Source organism: Micromonospora sediminimaris (genome assembly GCF_016863575.1).
Lineage (GTDB): Bacteria > Actinomycetota > Actinomycetes > Mycobacteriales > Micromonosporaceae > Micromonospora > Micromonospora sediminimaris.
In genome coordinates, this window is sequence record NZ_BOPD01000020.1 from 1 (window position 1) to 24,781 (window position 24,781).

The 24,781-nt window shown below is 71.2% G+C and carries 24 protein-coding genes and 2 tRNA genes; 16 read left to right on the plus strand and 10 right to left on the minus strand.

The features are described from left to right. Nucleotides 1-131 precede the first annotated feature (131 nt). Nucleotides 132-1,466 (plus strand): M16 family metallopeptidase, encoded by a 1,335-nt coding sequence (locus Vse01_RS16880; RefSeq protein ID WP_093405132.1) that lies wholly within the window; start codon nt 132-134, stop codon nt 1,464-1,466. A gap of 106 nt (nt 1,467-1,572) precedes the next feature. After that, nucleotides 1,573-2,523: an NAD(+) diphosphatase gene (nudC, locus tag Vse01_RS16885; RefSeq protein WP_373870680.1), complete on the plus strand. Its 951-nt coding sequence runs from the start codon at nt 1,573-1,575 to the stop codon at nt 2,521-2,523. 137 nt (nt 2,524-2,660) lie between these two features. On the opposite strand, the gene Vse01_RS16890 is transcribed toward nudC, so the two are convergent. From Vse01_RS16890 to Vse01_RS16900, 3 genes are all read right to left on the minus strand, one after another. Beyond that, complete coding sequence (locus tag Vse01_RS16890; RefSeq protein WP_093405137.1) at nt 2,661-2,933, minus strand: hypothetical protein; 273 nt, start codon at nt 2,931-2,933, stop codon at nt 2,661-2,663. Between the two features lie 210 nt (nt 2,934-3,143). After that, nucleotides 3,144-3,380: a DUF397 domain-containing protein gene (locus Vse01_RS16895; RefSeq protein WP_093405140.1), complete on the minus strand. Its 237-nt coding sequence runs from the start codon at nt 3,378-3,380 to the stop codon at nt 3,144-3,146. A gap of 68 nt (nt 3,381-3,448) precedes the next feature. Then, on the minus strand, nt 3,449-4,429 hold the full coding sequence (locus Vse01_RS16900; protein WP_093405143.1) for a helix-turn-helix domain-containing protein: 981 nt from the start codon (nt 4,427-4,429) through the stop codon (nt 3,449-3,451). Between the two features lie 217 nt (nt 4,430-4,646). Between Vse01_RS16900 and Vse01_RS16905 the strand changes: the two genes are divergently transcribed. Beyond that, nucleotides 4,647-6,017 (plus strand): MFS transporter, encoded by a 1,371-nt coding sequence (locus Vse01_RS16905; RefSeq protein ID WP_093405146.1) that lies wholly within the window; start codon nt 4,647-4,649, stop codon nt 6,015-6,017. An 87-nt stretch (nt 6,018-6,104) separates the two neighbouring features. Here Vse01_RS16905 and Vse01_RS16910 read toward each other — a convergent pair whose 3' ends face one another. Continuing rightward, complete coding sequence (locus tag Vse01_RS16910; RefSeq protein WP_093405499.1) at nt 6,105-6,347, minus strand: mycoredoxin; 243 nt, start codon at nt 6,345-6,347, stop codon at nt 6,105-6,107. A gap of 92 nt (nt 6,348-6,439) precedes the next feature. Between Vse01_RS16910 and Vse01_RS16915 the strand changes: the two genes are divergently transcribed. The 3 genes from Vse01_RS16915 (at nt 6,440) to Vse01_RS16925 (ending at nt 9,516) form a co-directional block, all read left to right on the plus strand. After that, nucleotides 6,440-8,593, plus strand: a complete 2,154-nt coding sequence (locus Vse01_RS16915; protein WP_093405149.1) for an ATP-dependent DNA helicase UvrD2 — start codon at nt 6,440-6,442, stop codon at nt 8,591-8,593. Between the two features lie 139 nt (nt 8,594-8,732). Further along, on the plus strand, nt 8,733-9,017 hold the full coding sequence (locus Vse01_RS16920; protein ID WP_093405502.1) for a hypothetical protein: 285 nt from the start codon (nt 8,733-8,735) through the stop codon (nt 9,015-9,017). Between the two features lie 133 nt (nt 9,018-9,150). Continuing rightward, the gene (locus tag Vse01_RS16925; protein WP_093405152.1) at nt 9,151-9,516 is read left to right on the plus strand and encodes a WhiB family transcriptional regulator; all 366 of its coding nucleotides are present in this window, start codon (nt 9,151-9,153) and stop codon (nt 9,514-9,516) included. 294 nt (nt 9,517-9,810) lie between these two features. On the opposite strand, the gene Vse01_RS16930 is transcribed toward Vse01_RS16925, so the two are convergent. From Vse01_RS16930 to Vse01_RS16940, 3 genes are all read right to left on the minus strand, one after another. Next, complete coding sequence (locus Vse01_RS16930) at nt 9,811-11,139, minus strand: ABC1 kinase family protein (RefSeq protein ID WP_093405158.1); 1,329 nt, start codon at nt 11,137-11,139, stop codon at nt 9,811-9,813. Between the two features lie 70 nt (nt 11,140-11,209). Then, nucleotides 11,210-12,256, minus strand: a complete 1,047-nt coding sequence (locus Vse01_RS16935; RefSeq protein ID WP_093405161.1) for a hypothetical protein — start codon at nt 12,254-12,256, stop codon at nt 11,210-11,212. 193 nt (nt 12,257-12,449) lie between these two features. Next, complete coding sequence (locus tag Vse01_RS16940) at nt 12,450-12,617, minus strand: DUF5679 domain-containing protein (RefSeq protein ID WP_012014940.1); 168 nt, start codon at nt 12,615-12,617, stop codon at nt 12,450-12,452. 535 nt (nt 12,618-13,152) lie between these two features. On the opposite strand from Vse01_RS16940, the gene Vse01_RS16945 reads away from it, so the two are divergent. Continuing rightward, the gene (locus Vse01_RS16945; RefSeq protein WP_093405162.1) at nt 13,153-13,674 is read left to right on the plus strand and encodes a M48 metallopeptidase family protein; all 522 of its coding nucleotides are present in this window, start codon (nt 13,153-13,155) and stop codon (nt 13,672-13,674) included. A gap of 41 nt (nt 13,675-13,715) precedes the next feature. After that, nucleotides 13,716-14,399: a hypothetical protein gene (locus tag Vse01_RS16950; RefSeq protein ID WP_093405164.1), complete on the plus strand. Its 684-nt coding sequence runs from the start codon at nt 13,716-13,718 to the stop codon at nt 14,397-14,399. 33 nt (nt 14,400-14,432) lie between these two features. Here the strand turns inward: Vse01_RS16950 and Vse01_RS16955 are convergent, their stop codons facing one another. Beyond that, on the minus strand, nt 14,433-15,662 hold the full coding sequence (locus tag Vse01_RS16955; protein WP_093405167.1) for a zinc-dependent metalloprotease: 1,230 nt from the start codon (nt 15,660-15,662) through the stop codon (nt 14,433-14,435). Between the two features lie 184 nt (nt 15,663-15,846). Here Vse01_RS16955 and Vse01_RS16960 point away from each other — a divergent pair, with 184 nt between their 5' ends. From Vse01_RS16960 to Vse01_RS16985, 6 genes are all read left to right on the plus strand, one after another. Further along, nucleotides 15,847-16,860, plus strand: coding sequence for a YlbL family protein (locus Vse01_RS16960; protein WP_093405169.1), 1,014 nt, complete (start codon nt 15,847-15,849; stop codon nt 16,858-16,860). Nucleotides 16,861-16,961: 101 nt separating this feature from the next. Next, on the plus strand, nt 16,962-19,985 hold the full coding sequence (locus Vse01_RS16965) for a UPF0182 family membrane protein (protein ID WP_170863443.1): 3,024 nt from the start codon (nt 16,962-16,964) through the stop codon (nt 19,983-19,985). Nucleotides 19,986-20,167: 182 nt separating this feature from the next. Next, nucleotides 20,168-20,241, plus strand: a tRNA-Met gene (locus Vse01_RS16970). A 149-nt stretch (nt 20,242-20,390) separates the two neighbouring features. Next, a tRNA-Met gene (locus Vse01_RS16975) sits at nt 20,391-20,464 on the plus strand. Nucleotides 20,465-20,580: 116 nt separating this feature from the next. Beyond that, nucleotides 20,581-20,820, plus strand: a complete 240-nt coding sequence (locus Vse01_RS16980; RefSeq protein ID WP_139233146.1) for a hypothetical protein — start codon at nt 20,581-20,583, stop codon at nt 20,818-20,820. An 87-nt stretch (nt 20,821-20,907) separates the two neighbouring features. Beyond that, nucleotides 20,908-21,738 (plus strand): phosphoribosylaminoimidazolesuccinocarboxamide synthase, encoded by an 831-nt coding sequence (locus Vse01_RS16985; protein WP_093405176.1) that lies wholly within the window; start codon nt 20,908-20,910, stop codon nt 21,736-21,738. Nucleotides 21,739-21,778: 40 nt separating this feature from the next. Here Vse01_RS16985 and Vse01_RS16990 read toward each other — a convergent pair whose 3' ends face one another. Continuing rightward, nucleotides 21,779-22,252, minus strand: coding sequence for an ATP-binding protein (locus tag Vse01_RS16990; RefSeq protein WP_093405178.1), 474 nt, complete (start codon nt 22,250-22,252; stop codon nt 21,779-21,781). Between the two features lie 116 nt (nt 22,253-22,368). Between Vse01_RS16990 and macS the strand changes: the two genes are divergently transcribed. Both macS and Vse01_RS17000 read left to right on the plus strand, forming a co-directional pair. Further along, nucleotides 22,369-23,493: a MacS family sensor histidine kinase gene (macS, locus tag Vse01_RS16995; protein ID WP_170863444.1), complete on the plus strand. Its 1,125-nt coding sequence runs from the start codon at nt 22,369-22,371 to the stop codon at nt 23,491-23,493. After that, complete coding sequence (locus Vse01_RS17000) at nt 23,490-24,152, plus strand: response regulator (protein ID WP_093405181.1); 663 nt, start codon at nt 23,490-23,492, stop codon at nt 24,150-24,152. The genes macS and Vse01_RS17000 overlap by 4 nt, the downstream gene beginning before the upstream one ends. On the opposite strand, the gene Vse01_RS17005 is transcribed toward Vse01_RS17000, so the two are convergent. Continuing rightward, entirely contained in the window at nt 24,149-24,721 is a 573-nt protein-coding gene (locus Vse01_RS17005; protein WP_093405184.1) for a DUF5709 domain-containing protein, read from the minus strand. The two genes, Vse01_RS17000 and Vse01_RS17005, sit on opposite strands and share 4 nt — an antisense overlap. Nucleotides 24,722-24,781 lie beyond the last annotated feature (60 nt).

Here is a 24,781-nt window from a genome sequence, read left to right on the forward strand (position 1 = left end):
GGTCCCGGTGAGTGCGAGGAGTGAGCCGGGTTTGCGAGCCCCGCAGTCACGAACGGAAGGTGGGTCCCGGTGAATGCGAGGAGTGAGCCGGGTTTGCGAGCCCCGCAGTCACGAACGGAAGGTGGTGCACGATGACCGCGATCGCACCGCGACGACCGTTGCCGCCGCTGGGACCGACCCGCCGGCTCAAGCTGCCCCGGCAGGCCGAGCGCACGCTCGGCAACGGGCTCACCGTCATCGTGGTGCGCCGGCCGGCGGTCCCGTTGGTGGAGCTGCGGCTCTGGATGCCCTTCGGACGGGCTCACCTGGCCCGGGGTCACCTGCTCACGCAGACCCTGCTCGCCGGCACGGAGACGATGAGCAGCGTGCAGATCGCCGCCGAGTTGCAGAAGATCGGCGGCGGGCTCTCCGCCGGGCTCGACCCGGACCGGCTGATGATCTCCGGCACCGGCCTGGCCACCGGGCTGGACCGGATGCTGGAGATCCTCGCCGAGGTTCTCACCGGGGCGAACTACCCGGCCGGGTGGGTGGGCGTCGAGCGGAGTCGGCTCGTCGACGGCATCGAGGTCGCCCGGAGCCAGCCGGCGCACCTGGCCCGTACGGCACTGCTCCGGCGGATCTTCGACGGGCACCCGTACGCCGTGCAGACACCGGAGCCGGAGCAGGTCGCCGCGGTCCGCCCGGCGGCGTTGCGGTCGCTGCACGCCCAGCGGGTGCATCCGGCGGGTGCGGTGCTCGTACTGGTCGGGGATCTGCGTCCGGAACGGGCGTTGGACGCGGCAGAGAAGGCCCTCGGCGGCTGGAACGGTGCCGGGCACGCGGTCGAGGTGCCGCCCGCCCCGCCGCTGAAACCGGGTCCGCTGCTGCTTGTCGACCGACCCGGTTCGGTGCAGTCGTCGATGCGGGTGGCGTTGCCGGCGGTGCCACGTACCCATCCCGACCACGCCGCCCTGCAACTGGCGAACTTGGTCTTCGGCGGTTACTTCTCCTCGCGTTGGGTGGAGAACATCCGGGAGGACAAGGGCTACACCTACGGCCCGCACTCGTTGATCGAGCACGCGGTGGCCGGCTCGGTGCTGGTGGCCGCCGCCGAGGTGGCCACCGAGGTGACGGCACCGGCGTTGCTGGAGACGAGTTACGAGCTGGGTCGGCTCGCCACCGTGCCGCCTGCGCCGGACGAGTTGGAACAGGCTCGGCAGTACGCACTCGGCACACTCCAGCTCGGCATCTCCACTCAGGCCGGGTTGGCTTCGCTGGTCAGCGCGTACGCCGGCAACGGGCTGCGGCTGGACTTCCTGGCCGAACACGCGGCCCGGCTGGCGAAGGTGGGTGTCGACGACGTCACCGAGGTGGCGGCTCGCTATCTCGCTCCGTCCCGAGCCGTCACGGTCGTGCTCGGCGACGCCGAGCGGGTCGCCGCGTCACTGGCCACGCTGGCCCAGGTCGAGACCATTCCCGTCCCGTGACGAGCGTGCGTCGTCGTGGTCGCGCGACGGTGCCGCACACCGGCGTGCGTAGTCGTGGTCGAGCGATGGTGCCGCACACCGGCCGGCGTTCCGGTGGAGCGCCGTGGTGAGCGAATGCGGGAACAGCAGCCCGCCGCTGGCCCGTTCCACGCTGGATCGCGCGGCGCACCGGCGTACCGATCCGCAGTGGCTGGCCCAGGCGTGGGCCGGAGCGCGGGTGCTGGTGCTGGACGTCGAGGCGGGTGGGCGGGCCCTGGTGCGTACCGACACCGCCGTGCCGGAGCTGGTGCTGGTGGCTGCCGACGACCTGCCGCCGGCCCTCGCCACCGGCGCGATGTTCCTCGGTGTCGAGCCGGACGGGGCGCCGGTCTTCTGTGTACACGGCACCCTGCCGGTGGTGCCGGAGACCCGGTCGGCCCAACTACGCACCATCGGGCACCTGCTCAGCGACCGGGACGCCGGACTGTTCACCACCGCGTTGGCCCTGACCAACTGGCACCTGCGGCATCTCTACCACCCGGTGACCGGTGAGCCGACCCGGGCGGACGAGGCCGGCTGGACCCGGGTGGACCCGACCGGCGAGCGGGTGTGGCCGCGTACCGACCCGGCGATGATCGTGCTCGTGCACGACGGGATCGACGGCGGCGAGGGTCGGTGCCTGCTCGGCAACAACGCCACCTGGCCCAGTACGAAGCACGGGCGAAGGTTCTCCTGCCTGGCCGGCTATCTGGAGCCGGGGGAGTCGGCCGAGGCGGCGGTACTGCGCGAGGTCCGCGAGGAGGTCGGCGTCGAGGTCTCCGGCATCACGTACGCGGGCAGCCAGGCATGGCCGTTCCCCGGCTCGCTGATGCTCGGCTTCCTGGCCATCGCCGACCCGGGGCGCCCGCTGCGGCTGGATCCGGCTGAGATCGCCGAGGCGCGCTGGTTCTCCCGGCAGGAGATCGAGGCGGCGCTCGCCGGACGGACCGTCGAGGTGGGTGACACCCGACTGCTGCTGCCACCACCCTCGTCGATCGCACTGTTCCTGGTGCACCGGTGGCTCGACGGGGACTGCTGAGCGGCGATCTGGAGTGCGGCCCCGGTCCGTGACCGTCGTTGCCGCGGCGGTCACGGACCGGGGACACGGGCCGTCGTGGTCGGCTGGGTGAGGAACTCGGCGGGGGAGCCGGTCGACCACGACGGACGGGTGGTGGTTCAGGTGCCGGGCCAGCCGGGGGCGGCTCGTTGGTGGTGTGCGTCGTCCAGCGGCAGTACCTTGACCCGCTGCTTACCGGAGCGTACGGAGCCCACGGTGGCGATCGCGCGGGCCAGCAGCAGTGCGGCGTCGCGGTCGTCGGCGTGGACGACCTGGCGACGTGGCTCGGGCCGGGCGGTCTCGTCCCGCAGCCGCTGGCCTCCGGCCCAGGCAGCGGTGATGTCGGCGTCGGCGGCGGCGCGAATGTCGGTGCGAACGATCAGGAACCGCATCTGGGTCTCCGGATGTGTCGCGACGGGTGGAACCGTGGAAGTTCCACGTCACTACCCCGCCATCGTACGCCCGGCGCTCGTCCCAGCAAGTGAAACGCGCCCAACGGTCCGCAGACCCGACCGATCATCCGATCCCTGCTCAACGTCGGTGCGGGACAGACGACGACGGGGCCGCCGGCTGAGCAGCCGGCGGCCCCGCAGGCGTACGCGCTAGTGGTTGTCGAACTGACCGTTTCTGGCACCGGAGATGAAGCCCTGCCATCCCGCCCGGCCGAACAGCAGCACCGGACCGCCCCGGTCCTTGCTGTCGCGCAGCGCCACCGCGGCGGGACCGTCGGACAGCGGTGCGACCTCCACACAGTTGGAGGTCTGGCTGCGCGTACTGGTGCGCCAGGGCGCGCCCGCGAGTTGGGCGAGGACGGATGGTGTGTTGCGGAACTCGTTCATCGTTGCGCTCCTGAGGTGAACCGATGGAACGAGTGGCACCGCACGTCCCCACGGTGGGCCGGTGCTGGTCACCGTTCCGTCAGGCGCCCGGAGGAACTGCGGCGTTGGGCCGGCGCCGTTGCCGGACCACTCGCCACAGTGGGCGGGGTCGCCGCTACGGACAACCGTCCCGACGAGTCGATCAGCCAGGAGAGGGTGTCCGTTGCGGAGAGTGCCGCCGTGCATAGCCACTCGAACACCACTTTATAGCGATTTAGGGTGATTACCTCGGTCGACATGACGTCGGTGAAGCCACCTTCGATGGCGAGCGTCTCCGGATCGAGGGGGTCGGCGAACCGATAGACCGAGAACGCGGTCGGCGGGAGGTACCACTGGCCGATCGGAGTGTCCCGGGGAAGCACGTGCAGCGTGACGTTCGGCAGCATGGCCAGCTCGCAGAGCTGCGCCAACTGCTCATGGAGCACATCGGGTGGCCCGGCCCGGTGGCCGAGCGCGGACTCCTCCAGCACCGCGGTGTAGCGGGGTGGGTCGGTCTCCCGGGTCAGCGCCGACTGTCGCGCCAGCCGGGCCCTGATCTCCGTCTCGATCTCGTCCTCGGCCTCCGGGGCGCCGGCAGCCTGGTCGACCTGCCAGGCCGAAGAGATCCGCATCCGCGCGTACCCGCTGGTCTGCAACAACCCCGGCACCAGCACCGGGTTGTACTCGGAGATCTCGGCGCAACCCGCCTCCAGCTCGGCGAAGCCGCGCTGCTGTTGCGTCATCGCCGGATAACGCTTCAGCCACCCACGCATGTCGCCGGCTTCGTGGGTGATGCCGAGCAGCTCCAGCCGGAGGGCGTCGTCGACGTGGTACAGGTCGAGCAGGTCCCGGACGTCGGCCGGATCGGGGCGGCTGCGGCCGTTCTCCAGGCGGGACAGTTTGGACGCGGACGCCCAGCCGACGCGTTCGATGACCTGATCGCCGGTGAGTCCAGCGGCTTCGCGCAAGCGGCGCAGTTCGCCGCCGAGCCGGCGGCGGCGCAGGATCGGGCTGGGTGCGGCAGGAGGCACAGTGTCCTCTTTTCCGTCGACCGCCGCGGACGCGACGGTAACTGTATGAAATTCGCCCCCCACGGTCAGTATGGACGTCGCGACCGGCGCCGGAGGTACCGGCGGAGGGCGTGTCATCAGAAATACGCAGACCCGACAGCGACTCCGGTCGGCGCGATCCGCGTCGCCGGTTCCGCCGAAACCGCCCGCCGCACCGAGTCGCGCCACCGGAGGATCAATGCGCACCGTCCTGAGTCGCCCGGACTTCCGTCTGCTCTTCGGTGGGCTGTTGGCCAGCATGACAGCCGAGTCGATCCTGCTGCTGGCGCTCGCTGTCTGGGTCAAGGACCTCACCGGATCGGACGGCCTCGCCGGTGCCACGATCTTCGTCATCCTCGCGCCACGCACGCTGGCGCCGCTGGTCGGGTGGTTCGTCGACCGGTATCCACGGCGCCCCTTCTTCGTGGCCACCAACCTCGCGACGGCGCTGCTGCTCACCCCCCTCTTCGCGGTCCGCGACGCGGGCGACATGTGGCTGATCTACGCGGTGGCCGCGCTGTACGGGTTGTCGAACCTGACCGTCGGGGCGGTGCTCAGCCGCCTGGTGCGGGAACTGGTGCCGCCGGACCTGCTCGGCGAGGCGAACGGGGCGTTGCAGACGGCACGGCAGGGACTGCGGTTGATCGGCCCGCTCGCCGGTGCCGGCCTCTACATGACGCTCGGCGGCTGGCTGCTGGCCCTGGTCGGAATGCTCGGATTCCTGGTCGCGGCCGTGGTGGTCGGCGCGCCACGGGCGGTCGCGGTGCCCGGCACGTCGTCCGCGTCGCACACGCCGCCCATGTCATCCGCGTCAGGCAGGTCGTCCGCGTCGCGCACGTCGTCCGTCGCGTCGGCCGGTGGCGCCGAGCACCGACCGCGCTGGCCGCAGGAACTGGCCGCCGGGCTCCGCCACCTCGCGGGCGAGCCGGCACTGCGGCGGGCGCTGCTCGGATACGGCCTCGGTTCGCTCGTGATGGGCTTCACCGAGTCGTTGATCTTCGCGTACGTGGACCGGGGGCTCGGGCGGGAACCGGCGTTCGTCGGCGTGCTCTTCACCGTGCAGGGCATCGGCGGCCTGGTGGGTGGGCTGCTCTCCGCAGCCGTGCTGCGGCGGGTCGGCGAGCTGGGTGCCCTGGCCGTCGGGGTGGCGCTGTTCGGACCTGCCGCGCTGATGTTGGCGTACCCGAATCTGTGGCTCGGCCTCGCCGCGGTGCTGGTGGCGGGTCTGTCGCTGCCGTTGACCCTGGTCGGGCTGCACACCCTGATTCAACGACGGACACCGCCGGAACTACTCGGCCGGGTAGCCGCCGCCGCCGAGGCGGCGGTCAGGTGCCCGCAGGCGTTCTCGATCGGCATGGGCGCGCTCGTCGTCGCCCTGCTCGACTACCGGCTGGTCTTCGCGTCGGTCGGCGTGGCGACCCTGCTCGCCGGCAACTACCTCTGGCGTGGCCGCCACCTGAGCCCACCATCCGAGCCGCCGGTACGGCCCTCGGTGCCCGCGCAACGCCGAGCACCCGAGGCCGAGGTCGGTGCCCGCGCTCGAACCCCCGACCCCCTCCGGCGCAGGTGACCATGAAGTTGTTGCCCAGGTAGCTGGCTACCTGGGCAACAACTTCATGATCGACGCGGGAGAAGTGCGGGAAGCGTTCTGGTGCGGTCAGGCGGCGATGCTCGCCAGGTGCTGCTTGACCTGGTTGATCGACGGGTTGGTCAGCGCGCTGCCGTCGGCGAAGCGCAGCGTGGGCACCGTCTGGTTACCGCCGTTCACCTGCATCACGAACGTGGCGGCCGCTGGATCCCGCTCGATGTCGACCACCTGGTAGGCGATCCCCTCCCGGTCGAGCTGCGACTTCAGCCGGTAGCAGTAGCCGCACCAGGGAGTGGAATACATCGTGAGCATGGTCAGATCCTCCAACGTCGCGCCCGGTGGCTTGCCGATCAAGCACAGGCTATCCGCTGCAACGTCCGGGGAAGCTGCGACAATTCCCCGCTGTGGTGGTTAACTCCGCGTCCGAACGCGTGCTCGCCGGGCTCGATCCGGAGCAACGCGCGGCGGTGACCGCCCCGGCCGGCCCGGTCTGCGTGCTCGCCGGTGCCGGCACCGGCAAGACCCGGGCCGTCACGTCCCGGATCGCGTACCGGGCACTTACCGGTGAGATATCGGCCCGGCATGTGCTCGCGGTCACCTTCACCGCTCGGGCCGCCGCGGAGCTGCGGCAGCGGCTCGCGGTGGCCGGCGTGGCCAGCGTGCAGGCACGCACCTTCCACGCCGCGGCGCTGCGCCAGGTGCGCTACTTCGCGCCTCGGCTGCTCGACGGCCGGGCCATGCCCGAGTTGCTGGACAGCAAGGTCCGGTTGGTCACGCTCGCCGCGGCGCGAGCCGGCCTACGGGCCGACCGGACTGCGGCCCGGGATCTCGCCGGTGAGATCGAATGGGCCAAGTCCTCCCTCGTCGAGCCGGGTGAGTACGTGGTGGCCGCCGCCAAGGCGCTGCGGGAGACGTCGCACGAGCCGGCGAAGGTGGCGGAGGTGTTCGCCGCGTACGAGAGGCTCAAGCGGGCCGGCGGAATGATCGACTTCGAGGACGTGCTGCGTGCCGCGGTCTGGGGGATCGAGGAGCATCCGGACGTCGCCGAGCAGGTCCGCAACCAGTACCGGCACTTCGTCGTCGACGAGTACCAGGACGTCAACCCGTTGCAGCAGCGGCTGCTGGACGCCTGGCTCGGCGGACGGGACGACCTGACCGTGGTCGGGGACGCCTCACAGACCATCTACTCGTTCACCGGGGCCACCTCGGCCTACCTGGTCGACTTCCCGCGTCGGCATCGCGCGGCCACCGTGGTCCGGCTGGTCCGCGACTACCGGTCGACGCCGCAGGTGGTCGGGCTCGCCAACGCGGTCATCTCGCAGGCGCGGGGCACCGAGGCGCGGCTGCGCCTGGAACTGGTCGGGCAGCAGCCGGCCGGCCCGGAGCCGGAGCGGCGGATCTTCACCGACGAGCCGGCCGAGGCCGCCGCGGTCGCCGCCCGCTGCCGGGCGATGATCGACGCCGGTACCCCGGCCCGCGAGATCGCTGTGCTGTTCCGCACCAACGCGCAGTCCGAGGCGTACGAGAAGGCGCTTGCCGAGGCCGGCGTGCCCTACCAGGTCCAGGGGGCGGAACGGTTCTTCGAACGCGCCGAGGTGCGCCAGGCGATGGTCGCGCTGCGCGCGGCGACCCGGTCGGTACCGGGTGAGACCCCGTTGCGGGCGGCGGTGGTCGAGGCGCTGGCCGGCGTGGGATGGGCACCGGATGCTCCGCCGCCGGGAGGTGCCGCGCGGGAGCGGTGGGAGGCGCTGGCCGCGCTGGTGCAGCTCGCCGAGGAGTACGCGGCCACGCCGGAGATCCTGCCGCTCGGCGTGGCCGCCGCGGTGGAGCGTCCGGTCACCCTTGCCAGTTTCACCGAGGAACTGGCCCGGCGGGCGGCCCAGCAGCACGTGCCGACCGTGGACGGCGTGACGCTGGCCTCCCTGCACTCCGCAAAAGGGCTGGAGTGGGACGCCGTCTTCCTGGTCGGCCTGGCCGAGGGCACTCTGCCCACCACCTACGCGCGCACCACCGAGCAGGTCGAGGAGGAACGCCGACTGCTCTACGTCGGTATCACCCGGGCCCGGCAGTGGCTCTGGCTGTCGTACGCCTCGGCGCGCTCACCGGGCGGCCGGCCCCGGCGAGCGAGTCGATTCCTGCCGCAACTTGCGCCCGCCGGCACGACGGAGCGGGTCGACGCGGGCCGACCGGGGCGGGCCCCGCAGCGGCGGGCCGCAACCCGGATCGTGTCCTGTCGGATCTGCGGCACAACTCTGCTCGCCGGACCGGACCGCAAGCTGGGCCGGTGTGCCACCTGTCCCTCCGACATCGACGACGAGCTGCACGAACGGCTGCGCGAGTGGCGGTCCCGGGTGGCCGGGGCACAGAAGGTACCCGCGTACGTGGTGTTCACCGACGCGACGCTTGTGGCGCTGGCCGAGCGGCGGCCGGGCCGGGCCGAGGAACTGGTCGCGATCGCCGGAATCGGGCCACGCAAACTGGGCCTCTACGGGGAAGCGGTGCTGGCGTTGGTGGGGGGCGCGACCGTCGACGAAATCTGCCCGCAGAAAACTTTCTGAATCCGACCGTTAATTCGTTTGCCCTCGCCCGGCCGGCCGGCATAGCCTCAGGGCACACCTCGGGAGGGGGCCCTGTTCGGGCTGCTCACGGGGTCTGTTTCCGGGTCGACCACGAGTGAACGTCAAGGAGGTGGCACCGATGGAGAGCTACATCTACCAGCGTCCGACGGCGCTGCCCGTTGCCGTCGCTCCGCTGTCGGCTGCCCTGACGACCGCCGCTCCGCTGACGGATGTCCGGGCCACCACCGTCGCTGCGCGACCGTGGGCTCCGCAGGTGCACCGGGCCGAGATTCAGGCCGAGCTGATCCTCGCACCGGTCACGAACGGGCTCCAGGGGAGCAGTGGCTTCACGGGCAAGGGCGTCGATGGCGTCAACAAGCGGATGGACGTCCGCGGTGTTCCACCTCGAGGTAGACCGGTCTGACCACAGACCACCGGCTCACCTCGAGGCCGCGGAACCCGCACACCGGGATCCGCGGCCTCAGTTTTTTTTGCACCGCCGAAGTACGTCGGAACCGCGATCCACGAGATCGCAGTGAGAGAGAGGTGACCGGGCGATGAGTCTGGCGTTGGCCCCGCTCGACGTGAGCGTCGAGGTGGAGGCGAACCTGCCCTGCCGGAAGTTCGACCCCGACCTGTGGTTCTCCGACTCGCCCACCGAGCTGGAACTGGCCAAGTCGCTCTGCGGGGACTGCCCGCTGCGCGTCGAGTGCCTGGCCGGTGCGGTGGAGCGGGCCGAGCCGTGGGGCGTCTGGGGTGGCGAGATCTTCGAGCGTGGCGCGGTCGTTCCGCGCAAGCGGCCCCGTGGCCGCCCGCGCAAGGAGGACGTCGCCCGTGACGCCGAGTTGCGGGTCGAGGCCGAGGCGCGGCTGGCGGCCAATGGGCTCGCCGCGTCGCGCAGCGCTGTCCGGCTGGCTGCCTGACATGTTCCCGATTCAGACCGACCCCGCCGGTGTCGCACCGGCCGAGAGAAAGCTGACCACCGTGCTGCACCTTCCGAACGGAGCCGAGATGTACCTACTCCACGAAGCGTTGTCGAGGGCTCGAATGCTCCGGCCTCAGGCCGGTCGCACCACCACGAGCACTGAGGCAACCCGATCCGCCCGTACCATCGCCATGACCGGCCGTGCCCGGTCAGCCCGCGAACTGGGCGTTCTGTAGGACGAACACGCTGACGGTGGGCGGGGACCTTCGGTCCCCGCCCACCGCGTCACCACTCAACCGACCGGAGCGAATCCCGGTAGCCAGCGTTCCAGGATGCCCCGGTAGGGGGCCTTGGCCTCCAGTTGGCACAGCACCCCGATCGATCCGAGCGTCACCCGGTGGATGAGCAGGTAGGACGGCGGCAGGTTGAGCTGTCGGCTGAGCTGATAGGCCGGGGAACGAGGGCTGGCCAGCCGGGTCGCTTCGGCGCGCAGCCAGGCCCGGGTGAACCGGAACTCGTCGGCGGCGATCGGCTCCAGCATCGGCCGCAGGAATTCCAACAGGGCGTGCGCGTCGATCGGCTCCGCGCCACTGACGAAGCCCTCGGCCCGCAGTCCGGCCTCCACCCCGTCGGCGTCGCCGCGCAGGGCCAGCCCGGCGATGCGGCCGATCGGTTCCGGCGTACCCTCCGGCATCCGAGCCACCGCCCCGAAGTCGATCACGCCCAGCCGGCCGTCGGGCAGCAGCCGGAAGTTTCCCGGATGCGGGTCGGCGTGCAGCAGCCCGGCCCGAGCCGGCGCGGAGAGATGGAGAGTTGCCATCAGGCGGCCCGCCTCGTCGCGTTGCTCCTCGCTGCCGGACCGGATGATGTCGGCCAGCGGCGTGCCCTCGATCCACTCGGTCACCAGGACGCGGGACGAGGCGAAGCAGACCTCCGGCACGTAGATCTCCGGGTCGTCGGCGTATCCGGCGGCGAAGGCACGCTGTGACTCCGCCTCCAACTCGTAGTCCAGTTCCTCGGTGATCCTCTCCCGCAGCTCGGCCAGGAGGGGCTTGATGTCCAGCCCGGGCTGGATGGCCCGGAACATGGCTCCCAGCCGGGAGAGCTGCTTCAGGTCGGCGAGCAGGGCGTCACCGGCGCCGGGATACTGGATCTTCACGGCGACGCTCCGGCCGGAACCGTCCGGTAGCCGCCACACCGCCCGATGCACCTGCCCGATGCTTGCCGCCGCGGCCGGGGAATCGTCGAAGCTCACGAACCGGTCCCGCCAGGCCGGCCCCAGCTGCTCCGCCAGCACCTTGTGCACGCTGGCGGCGGGCAGCGGCGGCGCGGCCTCCTGGAGTTTCGTCAGCGCCTGCCGGTAGGGCGCGGCGATCTCCTCCGGAAGGGCGGCCTCGAACACCGACAGGGCCTGACCGAACTTCATCGCCCCGCCCTTGAGTTGGCCCAGGACGCTGAACAACTGCTCGGCCGTGCGTTGCTGGATCTCGGCGGAGATCACGTCGGAGGCGAGCCCGGTGACGCGCTTTCCCATGCCGAGGACGGTCCGTCCGGCGAAGCCGAGCGGCAGAGCGGCGAGCTTGGCGGTCCGGGACACGGCCCGGCGCGGGATGTCGGTCACTTGGTCATTGTTACCGACTCGGCTGGCCCGCTGCTGCCGTGCAGCCGCACCCGTGCTGCCGGTGCACCGGTCAGCCGCCGCATCGGCAGCGCGGGTGCGGCGGCCAGTAGCGTCGCCGGAGGCTGCCGGGAGCCAGCACCTCGACCGATCCGCCGAGGGTCTCGGGTGTGCCGCCATCGAGTTGGCTCAACGCTTCGCCGACTGCGTATCCGGTCGCGGCCAGCAGGAGACTCACGGCACAGGCCGGGGCGGGCGGGGTGCTGGCGAGCTGGGCCGCGACCGTGGGCCAGCCGGGGTCCCGGTCGGCCCGGTGCAGGTCAAGACAGCTCAGGCAGGGGCCGACCGGTGGCCGTACCAGCGGGCCGACCGCCGGAATTCCCTCCCGGATGTCCACCAACAGGTGTGGTTGTCGCCGTTGGGCGTGACCGGCGGCCAGCAGCGCGGCCGGCCGGTCACAGCCGAGTTGCACGACCAGGTCGGGGCGGGGCCGACGCAGCGGGCCGGTACCGGTGCCGGGGGCGGCCCGCTGTACCGCGGCCCGGGCCGCGGCGTCGAGCGGACTGCCGATCTCGGTGGCGGCGATACCGGTGCCGACGAGATCGAGCGGACGAACCACCCCGGGCAGGTCGGGGTGGACGTGGCCGACGCCCGCCTGGGCCAGTGCCACCGCGATGGCGGGGCCGAGCGGACCGCCGCCGGTGACCGTCACCCGGGCGGCCAGGCGGCGCCGGAGTACCTGGGCGGGGGTCCCCGGCAACCGGGCGGTGGCCAGCGCCAGCGCGCCGGCCTCGGCGGCGAGCCGGGCCCGGCGCGGCCCGGTGAGGTCTCGGGGTAGAAGGGTGTGCGCCGGCACCACCAGACCGGCGGTGCGCAGGGCGTCGAGCAGCGCGCGAGCATGCTCCGGGCGGACTCCCGTGCCGGCCAGCACCTGCCGTTCGCTGCGGGTGCCGTCGAGCAGGTCGAGCAGCCGGGCCGCCCGGGGGTCGGCCACCTCGACCAGGACCGCCCGCTCCCGACCGAGCCCGAGCTGAAGGGTGTGCCGGTCGCGCCAGAGCCGGGTGAGCCCCGGCAGCAGGCGGGGGCGGGGGGAGGACGGTCGTTCGGCGGTCCGCGTCATGAGCACGAATAGTGACCGCGTCCAAGCTTTCCGTCGATCGTTGTCCACAGGTGGCCGGCCCTGGATCCAGGGCTGTCCACAGGCTTCGGCGAGTTATCCACAACCCGCGAGTACTACTGTCGGTGGTCCGACAGTCACCACGCAGGCGAGCGGGGGGTGGCCGCAGGCCACCCCCCGCTCCAGTGCGCGTACGTCAGACCTTCGCCTTGCCCAGGATGCGGTTCACTGTTGTGCCACATACCGGACACTTGCCCTTGGCCATGTTCATGCCGGTCTTCGAGACCTCCACACGGCCTTCGAAGTCCCGCTTCTCCTTGCACTTGACGCAGTAACCGTTGTAGGTCTGGGCCTGGTCGGCCACGGTGTGCCCTCCTCGTGTCGTCCACCGGTCGATAACGACCCGGTGGGTCTCCCGGTGGCGGTCGCTCAGGGCGCCCGGCGCCGGTCCTGTCCGCTGGCCACCTACGTGACCACCGGTTGGCGGACCCTACCCAGGTGTGGGCGGTTCCATGTCAGCTGCGCATTGCCACTGTGAGCAAGGCGACGTCGAGAGTGTGCACGCCGAAATGGGTCAGATCAGTCAGTTTGCCGGGGACACGCCGACCAGCATCCCGCAATTGCGCTGGTGAGGGTGTCGAGCAGGGGTCCGACCCCCCGATTTGAGCTCCGCCGCGATGATCACTTACCGTGTTGGTCGGCCCGGGTGTGACACCTCGGCGGTCACCACGAAGGGTGACCGTGACGGCTGCCCCGGGTCCGGCAAAGAATTTTTCGGGACTCCTGGCGACCAATCCCCATTTTCCGGACGCGTGTCGGGGGGTTGACTCTTGCGGACCCCTGGTCACAACGCATTAGCTTGCCAACGTGACAGCAAACCGAGGCTGCGCGGTCCACTGATGGCAGGGCCGCGGAAGCCGGTCGTCGAGGTACGGCGCAGCCAGCGTCGGCGACGCACGGTGTCCGCCTACCGCGACGGGGAGCGGGTCGTGGTCCTCATCCCCGACCAGTTCTCCCGGGCCGAGGAGAGCGAGTGGGTCGACCGGATGCTCGCCCGGCTGGCGGCCCGGGAGGGGCGCCTGGTCCGCTCCGACGCCGAACTGCTGGCCCGCGCCGGCCGGCTGATCAAGCTCTACCTCACCGAATACGGCAACCAGGCCCTGCCGGCCAGCGTCCGGTGGGTGAGCAACCAGAATGGGCGGTGGGGCTCCTGCACCCCGGCGGACCGTTCGATCCGGCTGTCCCACCGGATCCAGGAGATGCCGGACTGGGTGATCGACTACGTGCTGCTGCACGAGCTGGTCCACCTCATCGTGGCCAGTCACAACGCGCAGTTCTGGGCCCTGGTAGGCAGGTACCCGAAGACTGAACGGGCGCGCGGCTATCTGGAAGGCGTGGCGGCCGTCGCCGGCGCCCCTTGACGGACCTCGGGGCCGCGGTGCCGCAGCGGTAGGGTCGGTGAATGGCCCGACGTGTGGTGGTGGCGCTGCTCGCGCCGGTCGCCTGGACGCCGCCCGGTGTCGACCCGGTGGACTGGCGCAGCGCGCTCGCTGAGGATGTGGTGGACCTGCTCGCCATGCTCAACGAGGTGGACACCGCGGTCGCGGTCACGAGAGCCGACCGCTGGCTGGCCGACGCGGTGATCTGGCCCGGCACGACGGTGTACGAGGTGCCCGAGCCGAGCCCGAACGCGGTGTTCGCCGCCCTCACCGGTGCCCGCGGCCCGGCCGGAACGGATCCGGCGACCGGTGCTGGGCCGGCGGACGGAACCCCGGCGACGGTCGACAGCTACGAGCAGGTGGCGGTCGTCGCGGGCGACGCGCCCGACCTGCCCGGACTCACCGTCGGTAAGTTGCTGCGTCCGCTGACCAGCCGGCCGGTAGCGGTCGCCCCGGCCGAGGGCGGCCTGCCCGGGTTGCTCGGGGTGGCGGCCCGGCTACCCGTGCCCTCCTGGCTGCCACCGCTGGACATGGACGCCACGGTGCCCGCGGCCGTGCGGGCGGCGGCACCCCGTCCCGGCGACCTGGCGGTGACCCCCTCCTGGCACCGACTGCGCGGTCCGGCGGATCTGGCCCGGCTCGATCCGGCACTGGACGGGTGGGAGCACACCCGGTCGCTGCTGTCCGGGGCCGGCCGAAGCGGCTGATGTCGCCGCCTCGGCGCGGCCGTGCCCGGCCTTTCAGTTGCGGCCCTCGCCGCCCTCGGTGTCGTCGCGGCGCTCCGTCTCGCCCGGGGCCTTCTCCTCCGGGCCACCCGGGGCGGAGAAGTCGAAATTCTCCAACTCGGTCATCAGGTCCACGTCGGCCATGGCGAACGCCACCGGGTCGGCGAAGTCGTCGTCGGAGGGAAGCAGGTCGGGGTGCCCCCACAGCGCGTCCCGGCCGGCGATCCCCCGGTGCTCGGTGAGCGCCGCCCAGAGCGCCGCCGCCTCGCGCAGCCGACGGGGCCGCAGCTCCAACCCGACCAGGGCCGCGAAGGTCTGCTCGGCCGGACCGCCGGCCGCCCGGCGGCGACGGAACGCCTCGCCCAGCGCCACGACGTTCGGCAGCCGGCCGTCGGCAGCCCCGTCGACCACGTGGCAGACCCAGCCCTCCACCAGAGCGAGGGCGGTTTCCAGCCGGGCCAGCGACGCCTTCTGCGTCGGGCTGTCCTCCGGTGTGAAGATGCCCTCCAGGGCGATCGCCTGCATCGACTCCGGGTCGGTCGGATCGACCCGTCCCATCGCCTCCTCGATCGCCTCCCGATTCACCCGGATGCCGGCGGCGTACGTCTCGACGGCGTTGAGGACATGCCCCCGCAGCCACGGAACGTGCTCGAAGAGCCGCTGGTGCGCCGCCTCGCGCAGGGCCACGTAGAGGCGGACCTCGTCCTCGGGGAGTTCCAGCCCATCGCCGTACGCCTTGATGTTGGCGGGAATGAGCGCGGCCGTGCCGGCCGGTCCGAGCGGCAGACCGATGTCGCCGGCGGAGAGCACCTCAGCGGCGAGCGACCCGAGGGCCTGGCCGAGCTGGCCGCCGAAGAGCGCGCCACCGAGAGTGGCGACCATCGACTGCATCGGGCCGAGCTGGGCCCGGGCCTCCGGGGGGACCAGGTCGCCCATCGCGCCGACCATCCGGCTGGCCACCGGGTCGCACAGCTTGCGCCAGACGTCGAGCGTCTTGAAGATCCACTCGTTGCGGTTCCAGGACACCGTGTTGCGGATGCCCGAGGGCAGCGCGGAGGCCGGCTCCAGCCAGAGGTCGGCGATGCGCAGCGCCTCCTCCACCGCGTGACGCTCGTAGGGGGAGACCGCCGGGTCGCCCGCCGCGGCGAGCTGACTGGCCGCCACCTGACGGGCCAGGTCCCAGTTGACCGGCCCGCTGCCCGACGCGGAGAGCAGGTGCTGCAACTGCGACATGAACTGCTGCATCTGCGCAGGGTCGTTGGGGTCGGGCGGCTGCCCACCCGGTAGCGCGAAACCGAACGGAATATCAGGCACGACGTCTACGGTACGCGCGCCGGGCCAGGAGCCGCCGCCACCACGGTTCCGCTCAGGGCGAAGTCGTTCGTCGTGCCGACCGGGAGCCGCGACCGGGATCGGTACGCTCTGCCGCATGAGACGTCGCGGCCTGACCGTCCTGCTCGGTGCCCTGCTCACCGCACTGCTCAGCATCGGGGTGCTCGGCGCGCCCGTTCCGTACGTGGTGCTCGGACCCGGCCCGACCGTCGACACGCTGGGCCAGGAGGATGGCAAGGAGGTCATCCAGGTCACCGGCCGGGAAACCTCCACCTCCGCCGGCCAACTGCGGCTGACCACGGTGGGGGTGCAGCCCGGCGTCAAGCTCCGCTCGGCCATTCAGGGCTGGCTCTCCGACGAACAGGCTGTGGTGCCGCGGGAACTGGTCTACCCGCCGGGGGAGACCCAGGAAGAGGTGGAACAGCGCAACGCCGAGGACTTCCAGGTCTCGCAGACCAGCGCGGAGACCGCCGCGCTGCGGGAACTCGGCTACGAGGTGCAGGTCGTGGTCAAGACGGTCGCGGCCGACGGGCCGTCCGCCGCGGTGCTGCGCCCCGGCGACGTGGTGACGTCGGTAGACGGTGAACCGGTGCCGTTCGCCTCCCGGCTGACCGAACTCATCCGGGCCAAGCCGGCCGGCACGGCCCTGCGGATCGGGTACACCCGGGACGGCGCCGCGCGAACCGACACCATCACCAGCCAGGAGCACGACGGTCGGCCCCGGATCGGGATCGAGATCGAGCAGCAGCAGCCCCACCCGTTCACCCTCTCCTTCGACCTGAAGGACATCGGTGGCCCCAGCGCGGGTCTGATGTTCGCCCTGGGCATCATCGACAAGCTGACCCCGGACGACCTGACCGGCGGTCGGATCATCGCCGGCACCGGCACCATCGACGACTCCGGGCAGGTAGGCCCGATCGGTGGCATCCCGCAGAAGTTGGTCGGAGCGAAACAGGCCGGCGCAACCGCGTTCCTGGTGCCGGCGGCCAACTGCGCCGAGGCGGTCCGTAACCGGCAGCCGGACCTGCCGTTGGTGAAGGTGGGCACGCTCGACGAGGCGTTGGACGCGATGGCGACGCTGCGTTCCGGGGGCGAGCCGGCGTACTGCTGAGCCGCGCGGCATGACCTTGCGCTCACGCTTTCAGGAACACCCCGTACTCTGGGTGCCTGGTCGGAGCCGATCATAACGAGCGTGCGGAGCCAACAGTGGTCATGCGTAGCAGCAGCCCCCTGCCGAGGATGAGCCGACGCGGACGCGTCACGATCGGGGTCCTGATCGGGGTGTTCGTGCTGTTCACCCTGCTCGGCTGGGGAGTGCAGGCCTGGACGGACTGGCTCTGGTTCTCCGAGGTCGACTACACCGAGGTCTTCCGGGGGGTGCTGGTCACCCGGCTGCTGCTCTTCCTGGCCGCGGGCCTGGCGATGGCGGCGATCGTCGGCGGCAATCTCTGGCTCGCGCAACGGCTACGCCCACGGATGCGACCCCACTCACCGGAACAGGCCACCCTGGAGCGGTACCGGATGCTGCTCGGCCCTCGACTGGGCCTGTGGATCACTGCGGCCGCCGCTGTCGTCGGCCTCTTCGCCGGCCTGTCGGCGCAGAGCCGCTGGAACCAGTGGCTGCTCTTCCTGCACGGCGGCAACTTCGGTGTGGACGACCCGGAGTTCGGCGTCGATGTCGGCTTCTACGTCTTCCAGCTGCCGTTCTGGCGGTTCCTGCTGGGGCTCGGTTTCACCTCGGTGGTGCTGGCGCTGATCGGCGCGCTGGCCGTGCACTACCTGTTCGGCGGGGTACGCCTGCAGGGCGTCGGCGACCGGATGAGCAACGCCGCCCGGGCCCACCTGAGCACGCTGGTCGCGGTCTTCGTCCTGCTCAAGGCCGTCGCGTACGTGCTTGACCGGCGAGCGATGCTGTTGGAGTACAACGACGGCGTGAACGTCTACGGCGCCGGTTACGCCGACATCAACGCCCTGCTGCCGGCCAAGGAGATCCTCGCCTACATCTCCGTGGTGGTCGCGATCGCGATCATCGTGTTCTCCAACGCCTGGATGCGCAACCTGGTCTGGCCGGGCATCTCGTTGGCCCTGCTCGGCGTCTCCGCGGTGGCGATCGGCGGCATCTACCCGTGGGCGGTGCAGACCTTCGAGGTCAAGCCCAGCGCCCGGGACAAGGAGGCGCCGTACATCCAGCGCAGCATCGACGCCACCCGCGCGTCGTTCGGGCTGGACATCACCCAGAGTTCGGCGTACTCGGCCAACAACCTGAACCCGCCGGAGAGCCTGGCCACCGACACGTCAGTGGTGCCGAATGTCCGGCTGCTCGATCCGCAGCTGGTGAGCGAGACCTACACCCAGCTCCAGCAGGTCCGTGGCTTCTACGACTTCGGTCCCAAGCTCGACATCGACAGGTACACGCTGAACGGCGCCACCCAGGACTACGTGGTCGGCGTACGTGAGATCAACTACGGCGAGCTGACCGCGCAGCAGAGCAACTGGATCAACCGGCACACCGTCTACACCCACGGCTACGGGGTGGTGGCCGCGCCCGCGAACCGGGTGGTCTGCGGTGGGCAGCCGTTCTTCGTCTCCGGTTCGCTCGGCGAGCGGTCGCAGGAGTCGTGCGCCGCGCCGACCGACCTGATCCCGGCGAGCCAGCCCCGGATCTACTTCGGCGAGCGGATGGCCACCGGTGACTACGCCATCGTCGGCAAGCCGAACGCGGACGCCAACCCGGCCGAGTTCGACCGCCCGGCGGGCGAGAGCGGCGAGGACGGTGAGGGACCCGAGTCGTACTACACCTACACCGGTTCCGGCGGCGTCGAGATCGGCTCGTTCACCCGTCGCCTGCTCTACGCGATCAAGGAGCAGGAGGCGAACTTCCTGCTCTCGGAGGCGGTCAACGACAACTCAAAGCTGCTCTACGTGCGTAACCCCCGGGACCGGGTGGAGAAGGTCGCGCCGTTCCTCACGCTTGACGGTGACCCCTACCCCGCCCTGGTCGACGGCCGGGTGCAGTGGATCGTCGACGGTTACACCACCGCCGCGACCTATCCGTACGCGGAACGGGTCAACCTCCAGCAGGAGACCACCGACGAGCTGACCGGCCGGGGCACCATCCAGCTGGCCCGGGAGAACGTCAACTACATCCGCAACTCCGTGAAGGCGACCGTCGACGCGTACGACGGCACTGTGGTTCTCTACGAGTTCGACGAGAACGACCCGGTGCTCAAGGCGTGGAACAAGGCGTTCGGCGGTGACCTGATCAAACCACGCGCCGAGATCCCGCCGGCGCTGGCCGACCACTTCCGGTACCCGGCCGACCTGTTCAAGGTGCAGCGCAACCTGCTGACCCGGTTCCACGTGACCAACCCCGGCGACTTCTACTCCGGCCAGGACTTCTGGCAGGTGCCGAACGTGCCGGACGCGCCGGACAGCGGGCAGAAGCAGCCGCCGTACTACCTCTACACGCAGTTCCCGGGCCAGGATGCGCCACGCTTCCAGCTCACCAGCGCGGTCACCCCAAACGGTCGGCAGAACCTGGCCGCACTGATCTCCGGTTCGTACCAGGACGGCAGGCCGACGTTGCAGGTGTTGGAGCTGCCGGACCAGACGGCGATCTCCGGTCCGGTGCAGGTGCACCAGCGGATGACAAACACCAACGCCACCATCCGGCAGCAGCTGAACCTGCTCTCCTCCAACCAGGCCCAGGTGCAGTACGGCAACCTGCTCTCGCTGCCCTTCGGCAACGGGATGCTGTACGTCGAGCCGGTCTACGTCAAGAGCAACCAGCAGGACGCGTATCCGCTGCTGCAGAAGGTGCTGATGTCGTACGGCGACGGGGGCTCCTACGTCGTCCTGGCGGACAACGTCGCCGACGGCATCAAGCAGCTGGTCGAGCAGGGCAAGCAGGCAGCCGCCGGTAACCCGCCGCCGCCGGCCGGAGGTGAGGAGCCACCGCCCGAGGGTGAGGAGCCACCTCCGTCGCCGACAGCCACTCCGTCGCCGAGCGACGCCCCGCCGCTCACCGGCGACCTCGGTGCGGCCGCCGAGCGGGTACGGGCCGCGATCACCGAGGTGCGTGCCGCCCAGGCATCCGGGGACTTCGAACGGTACGGTCGGGCGCTGGCCGCGCTGGACGAGGCGCTCACCGCGTTCCAGCAGGCTCAGCAGGCGGCGGGCACCAACGGCACACCGAGCCCGCCGGCCCCTTCCGGTAGTCCCTCACCGACCGGCTGACCGACTCACACGGTGAAGCCCGCGGCTCGGCGTTCCTCGCCACTGCCGCGGGCTTCACCGTGTCTGAGCGGCGACTGAGCTGAGCGCCCACCGGAAATCGGCGGTGTGGCGTCGGTGGAACCGGGCGTTCCGTGGGTCGTTTTGCGGGCAGCGGGGGTGGTGCGCTACGGTGGATCTACCGACGCGGGGTGGAGCAGCTCGGTAGCTCGCTGGGCTCATAACCCAGAGGTCGCAGGTTCAAATCCTGTCCCCGCTACTGCGAGAAGAGGTCCCGGATCCGTCCGGGGCCTCTTTCGTTCATCCAGGGCAGGCGGCGGTCCAGCGGGGCGGCACCCCGACCCCCGGGCGTTACGGGTGGGGCTGGTGATGGAGTCCGTTACGGATGGGGTAGGCTGGTCCTACCGACGCGGGGTGGAGCAGCTCGGTAGCTCGCTGGGCTCATAACCCAGAGGTCGCAGGTTCAAATCCTGTCCCCGCTACTGCGATGAAGTGGCCCCGGATCCGTCCGGGGCCACTGTCGTTGTCCGGCTGTCCACGGCGTCGACCCGAGCGTGTTCGGCCGGCCGAGGTTGCGCGTCTCGGCGAGGATGGGCGCATGTCTTCCTTCGGTAGGTGGTGGGGGCGGCTCGGCACGCTCCTGGGTACGGTCGTGCTTACGGTTTTCGTTCCGGTCGCGGCGTGGGCGTCGACCGGAACCGGCGAACTGGTGGTGGAGGCGGCTCGACGGCGCGGGCGCGGTTTCGGCGTCTTCGGTTTCCTGAGTCTGCTCTGCTGCCTGGCGGTGGTGGCCGTGATCGTCCTGCTGGTGATCCGGATGACCCGCCGCCGGCGCTGACCAGGCGTACCGAGGCCGTGCGCGCCCTGGCGGTCGGGCCGTGGACCGGCAGCGGCGGTACGCCCGGCACATGGTCTACTTGTCCGCGTGGAACTTCTGCACTCGGGCAAGGTGAGGGACGTCTACGCCGAGGGCGATGACCTGATCCTGGTCGCCTCCGACCGCGTCTCCGTCTACGACGTGGTGCTGCCGACCCCGATTCCGGACAAGGGCAAGCTGCTCACCGCGTTGTCGCTGTGGTGGTTCGAGCAGCTGGCCGACCTGGTACCCAACCACGTCATCTCGGCCACCGACGTGCCGCCGGAATTCGCCGGCCGGGCGATCCGCTGCCGCCGGCTCGAAATGGTTCCGGTCGAGTGCGTCGCCCGGGGCTTCCTCACCGGTGGCGGCCTGAAGGAGTACGAGAACACCGGGAAGGTCTCCGGCGTCGAGCTGCCGCGCGGGCTGGTCGAGGCGTCCATCCTGCCGGAGCCGATCTTCACCCCGTCCACCAAGGCGCCGGTCGGCGAGCACGACGAGCCGATGACCTTCGCCGAGGTGGTCGACAAGGTTGGCGCGGAGACCGCCGACCGGCTGCGGCGGCTGACCATCGACGTGTACTGCCGGGGCGCCGAACTGGCGGCCGACCGGGGCATCCTGGTCGCCGACACCAAGATCGAGCTTGGTTGGGCGCCGGACGGCACCCTGGTCCTCGGCGACGAGCTGCTCACCCCGGACTCGTCCCGGTTCTGGCCGGCGGAGTCCTACCAGCCAGGGCGCGCCCAGTTCTCCTACGACAAGCAGTACGTACGGGACTGGGCGGCGCGTAGCGGCTGGGACAAGCGGAGCCCGGCTCCGGAGTTGCCCGCCGATGTGGTCGACGCCACTCGGGCCCGTTACGTGGACGTCTACGAGAAGCTGACCGGCGAGCGCTGGTAAGAGCGACCGGCAATAGGACTGGCGGGCCGGTCCGTCGTCGCTATTCGCCGCTGCGGTGGCGGCCGACGTGCTGCTCGGCGGGGACGGTCGCGGTGATGATGCGTACCGTGGTGCCGGCCGATCCGGTCTCGACGTCCATCGCGTCGGTCAGCTCGCGGGCCAGCCAGAGGCCCCACCCGCCAGCCGTCTCCGGCGCGGGTCGGCTGCGGTTGTCGAGATTCTGGGTGCTGATGCCGGGACCGTGGTCGGCGACCTCACACAACAGCAGGCCGGGCTCTTTCCACAGCCGCAGCCAGCCCTGTCCGCCGCCGTGTCGCACCGCGTTGGTGATCAGCTCGTTGACGGCGAGCACGAAGTCGTCCAGCCGGTCGTCGCGCAGCCCGGCGGTGCGCGCGCAGGCGGCGACCGAGTGTCGGAGCTCGGTCACCTGGGCCTGGTCGAAGGCATCGGCGATCAGGAGGGCGTGTTCGATGGGCACCACCGTACGCGGTGGGGGAGGTCCTGCGTTCGTCATGGCCCCGTCCCGACAGAGATCGCAGAGGTTTACGCGGCTTTTACCACCGTACGTCAGGGTTGGTCGAGGTGCATTGGCCGCAGGGGGCCCTGAGGGCCTGTGGCATCGTGGCGCACGTGCCTGCTGCCGGTGGTTTCGAGGTGCCGCTCTGGCGGGCCGTCGCGGTCTTCCGGGTGGCCTCCCTGGCGTACGTCTGTGTGGTGTTGATCCGCGACGCGGACCGCTACGCCCATCCCCTCGCCGCGACGGCGCTGGTGTTGTTCATGGCGTTCTGGACGGCCGTCACCGCGATCGGGTACGCGGATCCGGCGCGGCGCGGCTGGCCGCTGCTCCTGGCCGATCTGGGCGTGGTGGTGGCGATCCTGCTGGCCACCCCGTGGGTGATGGGCCGGTCGGCGCTCGACGCGGGGCTGCCGACCCTCCCGGTGGCCTGGCTGAGTGGGCCGGTGCTGGCCTGGGCCGTCTGCGGCGGGCGGCGGCGGGGCGCGGTCGCGGCGCTGGTGCTCGGCGCGACCGACCTGGCGACCAGGGGCATGGTCACCCCGAGCGCGTTCAACGGAGCGATCCTGATGCTGCTCGCCGGCGTGGTGGTCGGGCACGTCGCCCGGCTGACGGTGACCGCCGGGGAGCGGCTGCACCGGGCTGTCGAGTTGGAGGCCGCCACCCGGGAGCGGGAACGGCTGGCGCGCGACATCCACGACTCGGTGCTCCAGGTGCTCGCTCTGGTGCAGCGGCGGGGTGCCCACCTCGACGGGGAGGCCGGCGAACTGGCCCGGCTGGCCGGGGAGCAGGAGATGGCGTTGCGCTCGTTGATCTCCGGTGCCGGACCGCTTCCGGCGGGTGCCGCCGACGCACCGGTGGACCTGCGTACGCTGCTCGGCCGGCACGCCTCGGCCACCGTTTCGCTGTCCGCACCGGCGGGCCCGGTGCCGCTGCCCCCGGCGGTGGCCCGTGAACTGGCGGCGGCCGTCGCAGCGGCGCTCGACAACACGGCCCGGCACGGCGGCGGTCGAGCCTGGGTGCTGGTCGAGGACGAGGGGTCGGCGGTCACCGTGTCGATCCGGGACGAGGGGCCGGGTTTCCCGCCCGAGCGGCTGAACGAGGCAGCGGCCCAGGGACGGTTGGGTGTTGCCCAGGCCATCCGGGGGCGGCTGGCCGACCTGGGCGGTACCGCCCGGATCAGCTCGACACCGGGTGCCGGTACCGAGGTGGAACTCACCGTGCCGAGGAGGCAGTCATGAGCGGCGTACGGGTGATGGTCGTGGACGACCACCCGATGTGGCGGGAAGGGGTGGCTCGTGACCTGGCCGAGGCGGGCCACGAGGTGGTGGCCAGCTGCGGTGAGGGCCGCCAGGCGATCCGGGTGGTCGCCGCGGCCCGTCCCGACGTGGTGGTGCTCGACCTGCAACTGCCGGACATCTCCGGCGTCGAGGTGATCAACGGACTGCGGACGGCGCACCCCCCGGTGCGGATACTCATGCTCTCGGCCAGCGGTGAGCAGCAGGGCGTGCTCGACGCGGTGAAGGCCGGCGCTACCGGCTACCTGCTCAAATCCGCCGGGCTGGCGGAGTTTCTGGAGGCGGTGCGGCGCACCGCTGCGGGCGATCCGGTCTTCACACCCGGCCTGGCCGGACTGGTCCTTGGCGAGTACCGCCGACTGGCCGCCGGGGGTGATCACGCGGCGGCCGCCACCCGGAACGCGGCACCCCGGCTCACCGACCGGGAAACCGAGGTGCTGCGTCTGGTGGCCAAGGGGATGTCGTACCGGCAGATCGCCGAGCGGCTCGGGCTGTCGCACCGTACGGTGCAGAACCACGTGCAGAACACGCTCGGCAAGCTCCAGTTGCACAACCGGGTGGAGCTGACCCGGTACGCGATCGAACGCGGCCTGGACGACTAGACCGAGTGCGGCGGCCGGGTCTCGTGCACGGCCAGCTCCTCGGCGCTGGCCCCGCCACCGGCGGCCCCCGCGTCGTACGCGATCGAATCGGTCTCCTGGTCGGTGTGCGCCCCTTCGTCCGGTTCGACCAGCCGGCCGACGGTGGCGTCCGCGCTGGTGCCCAACCGGTCGTGGTCGTAGAGGGAAACCGGGGACTTCGGGTCGGAGGTGGGGCCCGGATCGATCACGTCGGCGTCGAGCTGCGCCTGCGCCGCCTGCTCCCGGCTGTCCGCCTCGGCCGCGATGTCCGGGTCGACCGGTCCGGCCAGCGGGTCGTCGACCGGCAGCTCGAACCGTTCCCGGCCCAGCTTGTAGTCCAACGACTCGCCGTCGAGCTGTTCCTCGGCGGTGGTGCCGAACTCGTCGACCGCCACCGGCGTCCGGTCACCGGGCAGCTGAGCCGGTGCCGGGCCGTCCGCTTCCCGTCCGGTCAGCACGTCGTCCCCGGCCGTCGAATCGTCGTCGGCGGTGTCGGGCAGGCCGTCGGCCTCGGGATCGGACACGGGGGTCGGGTACTCGTCGTCGCGCATGACTGACCACTACCCGTTGCCCTCCCGCCGTAACCGGCCCAGGCGGGGCGGTTGGTCGGC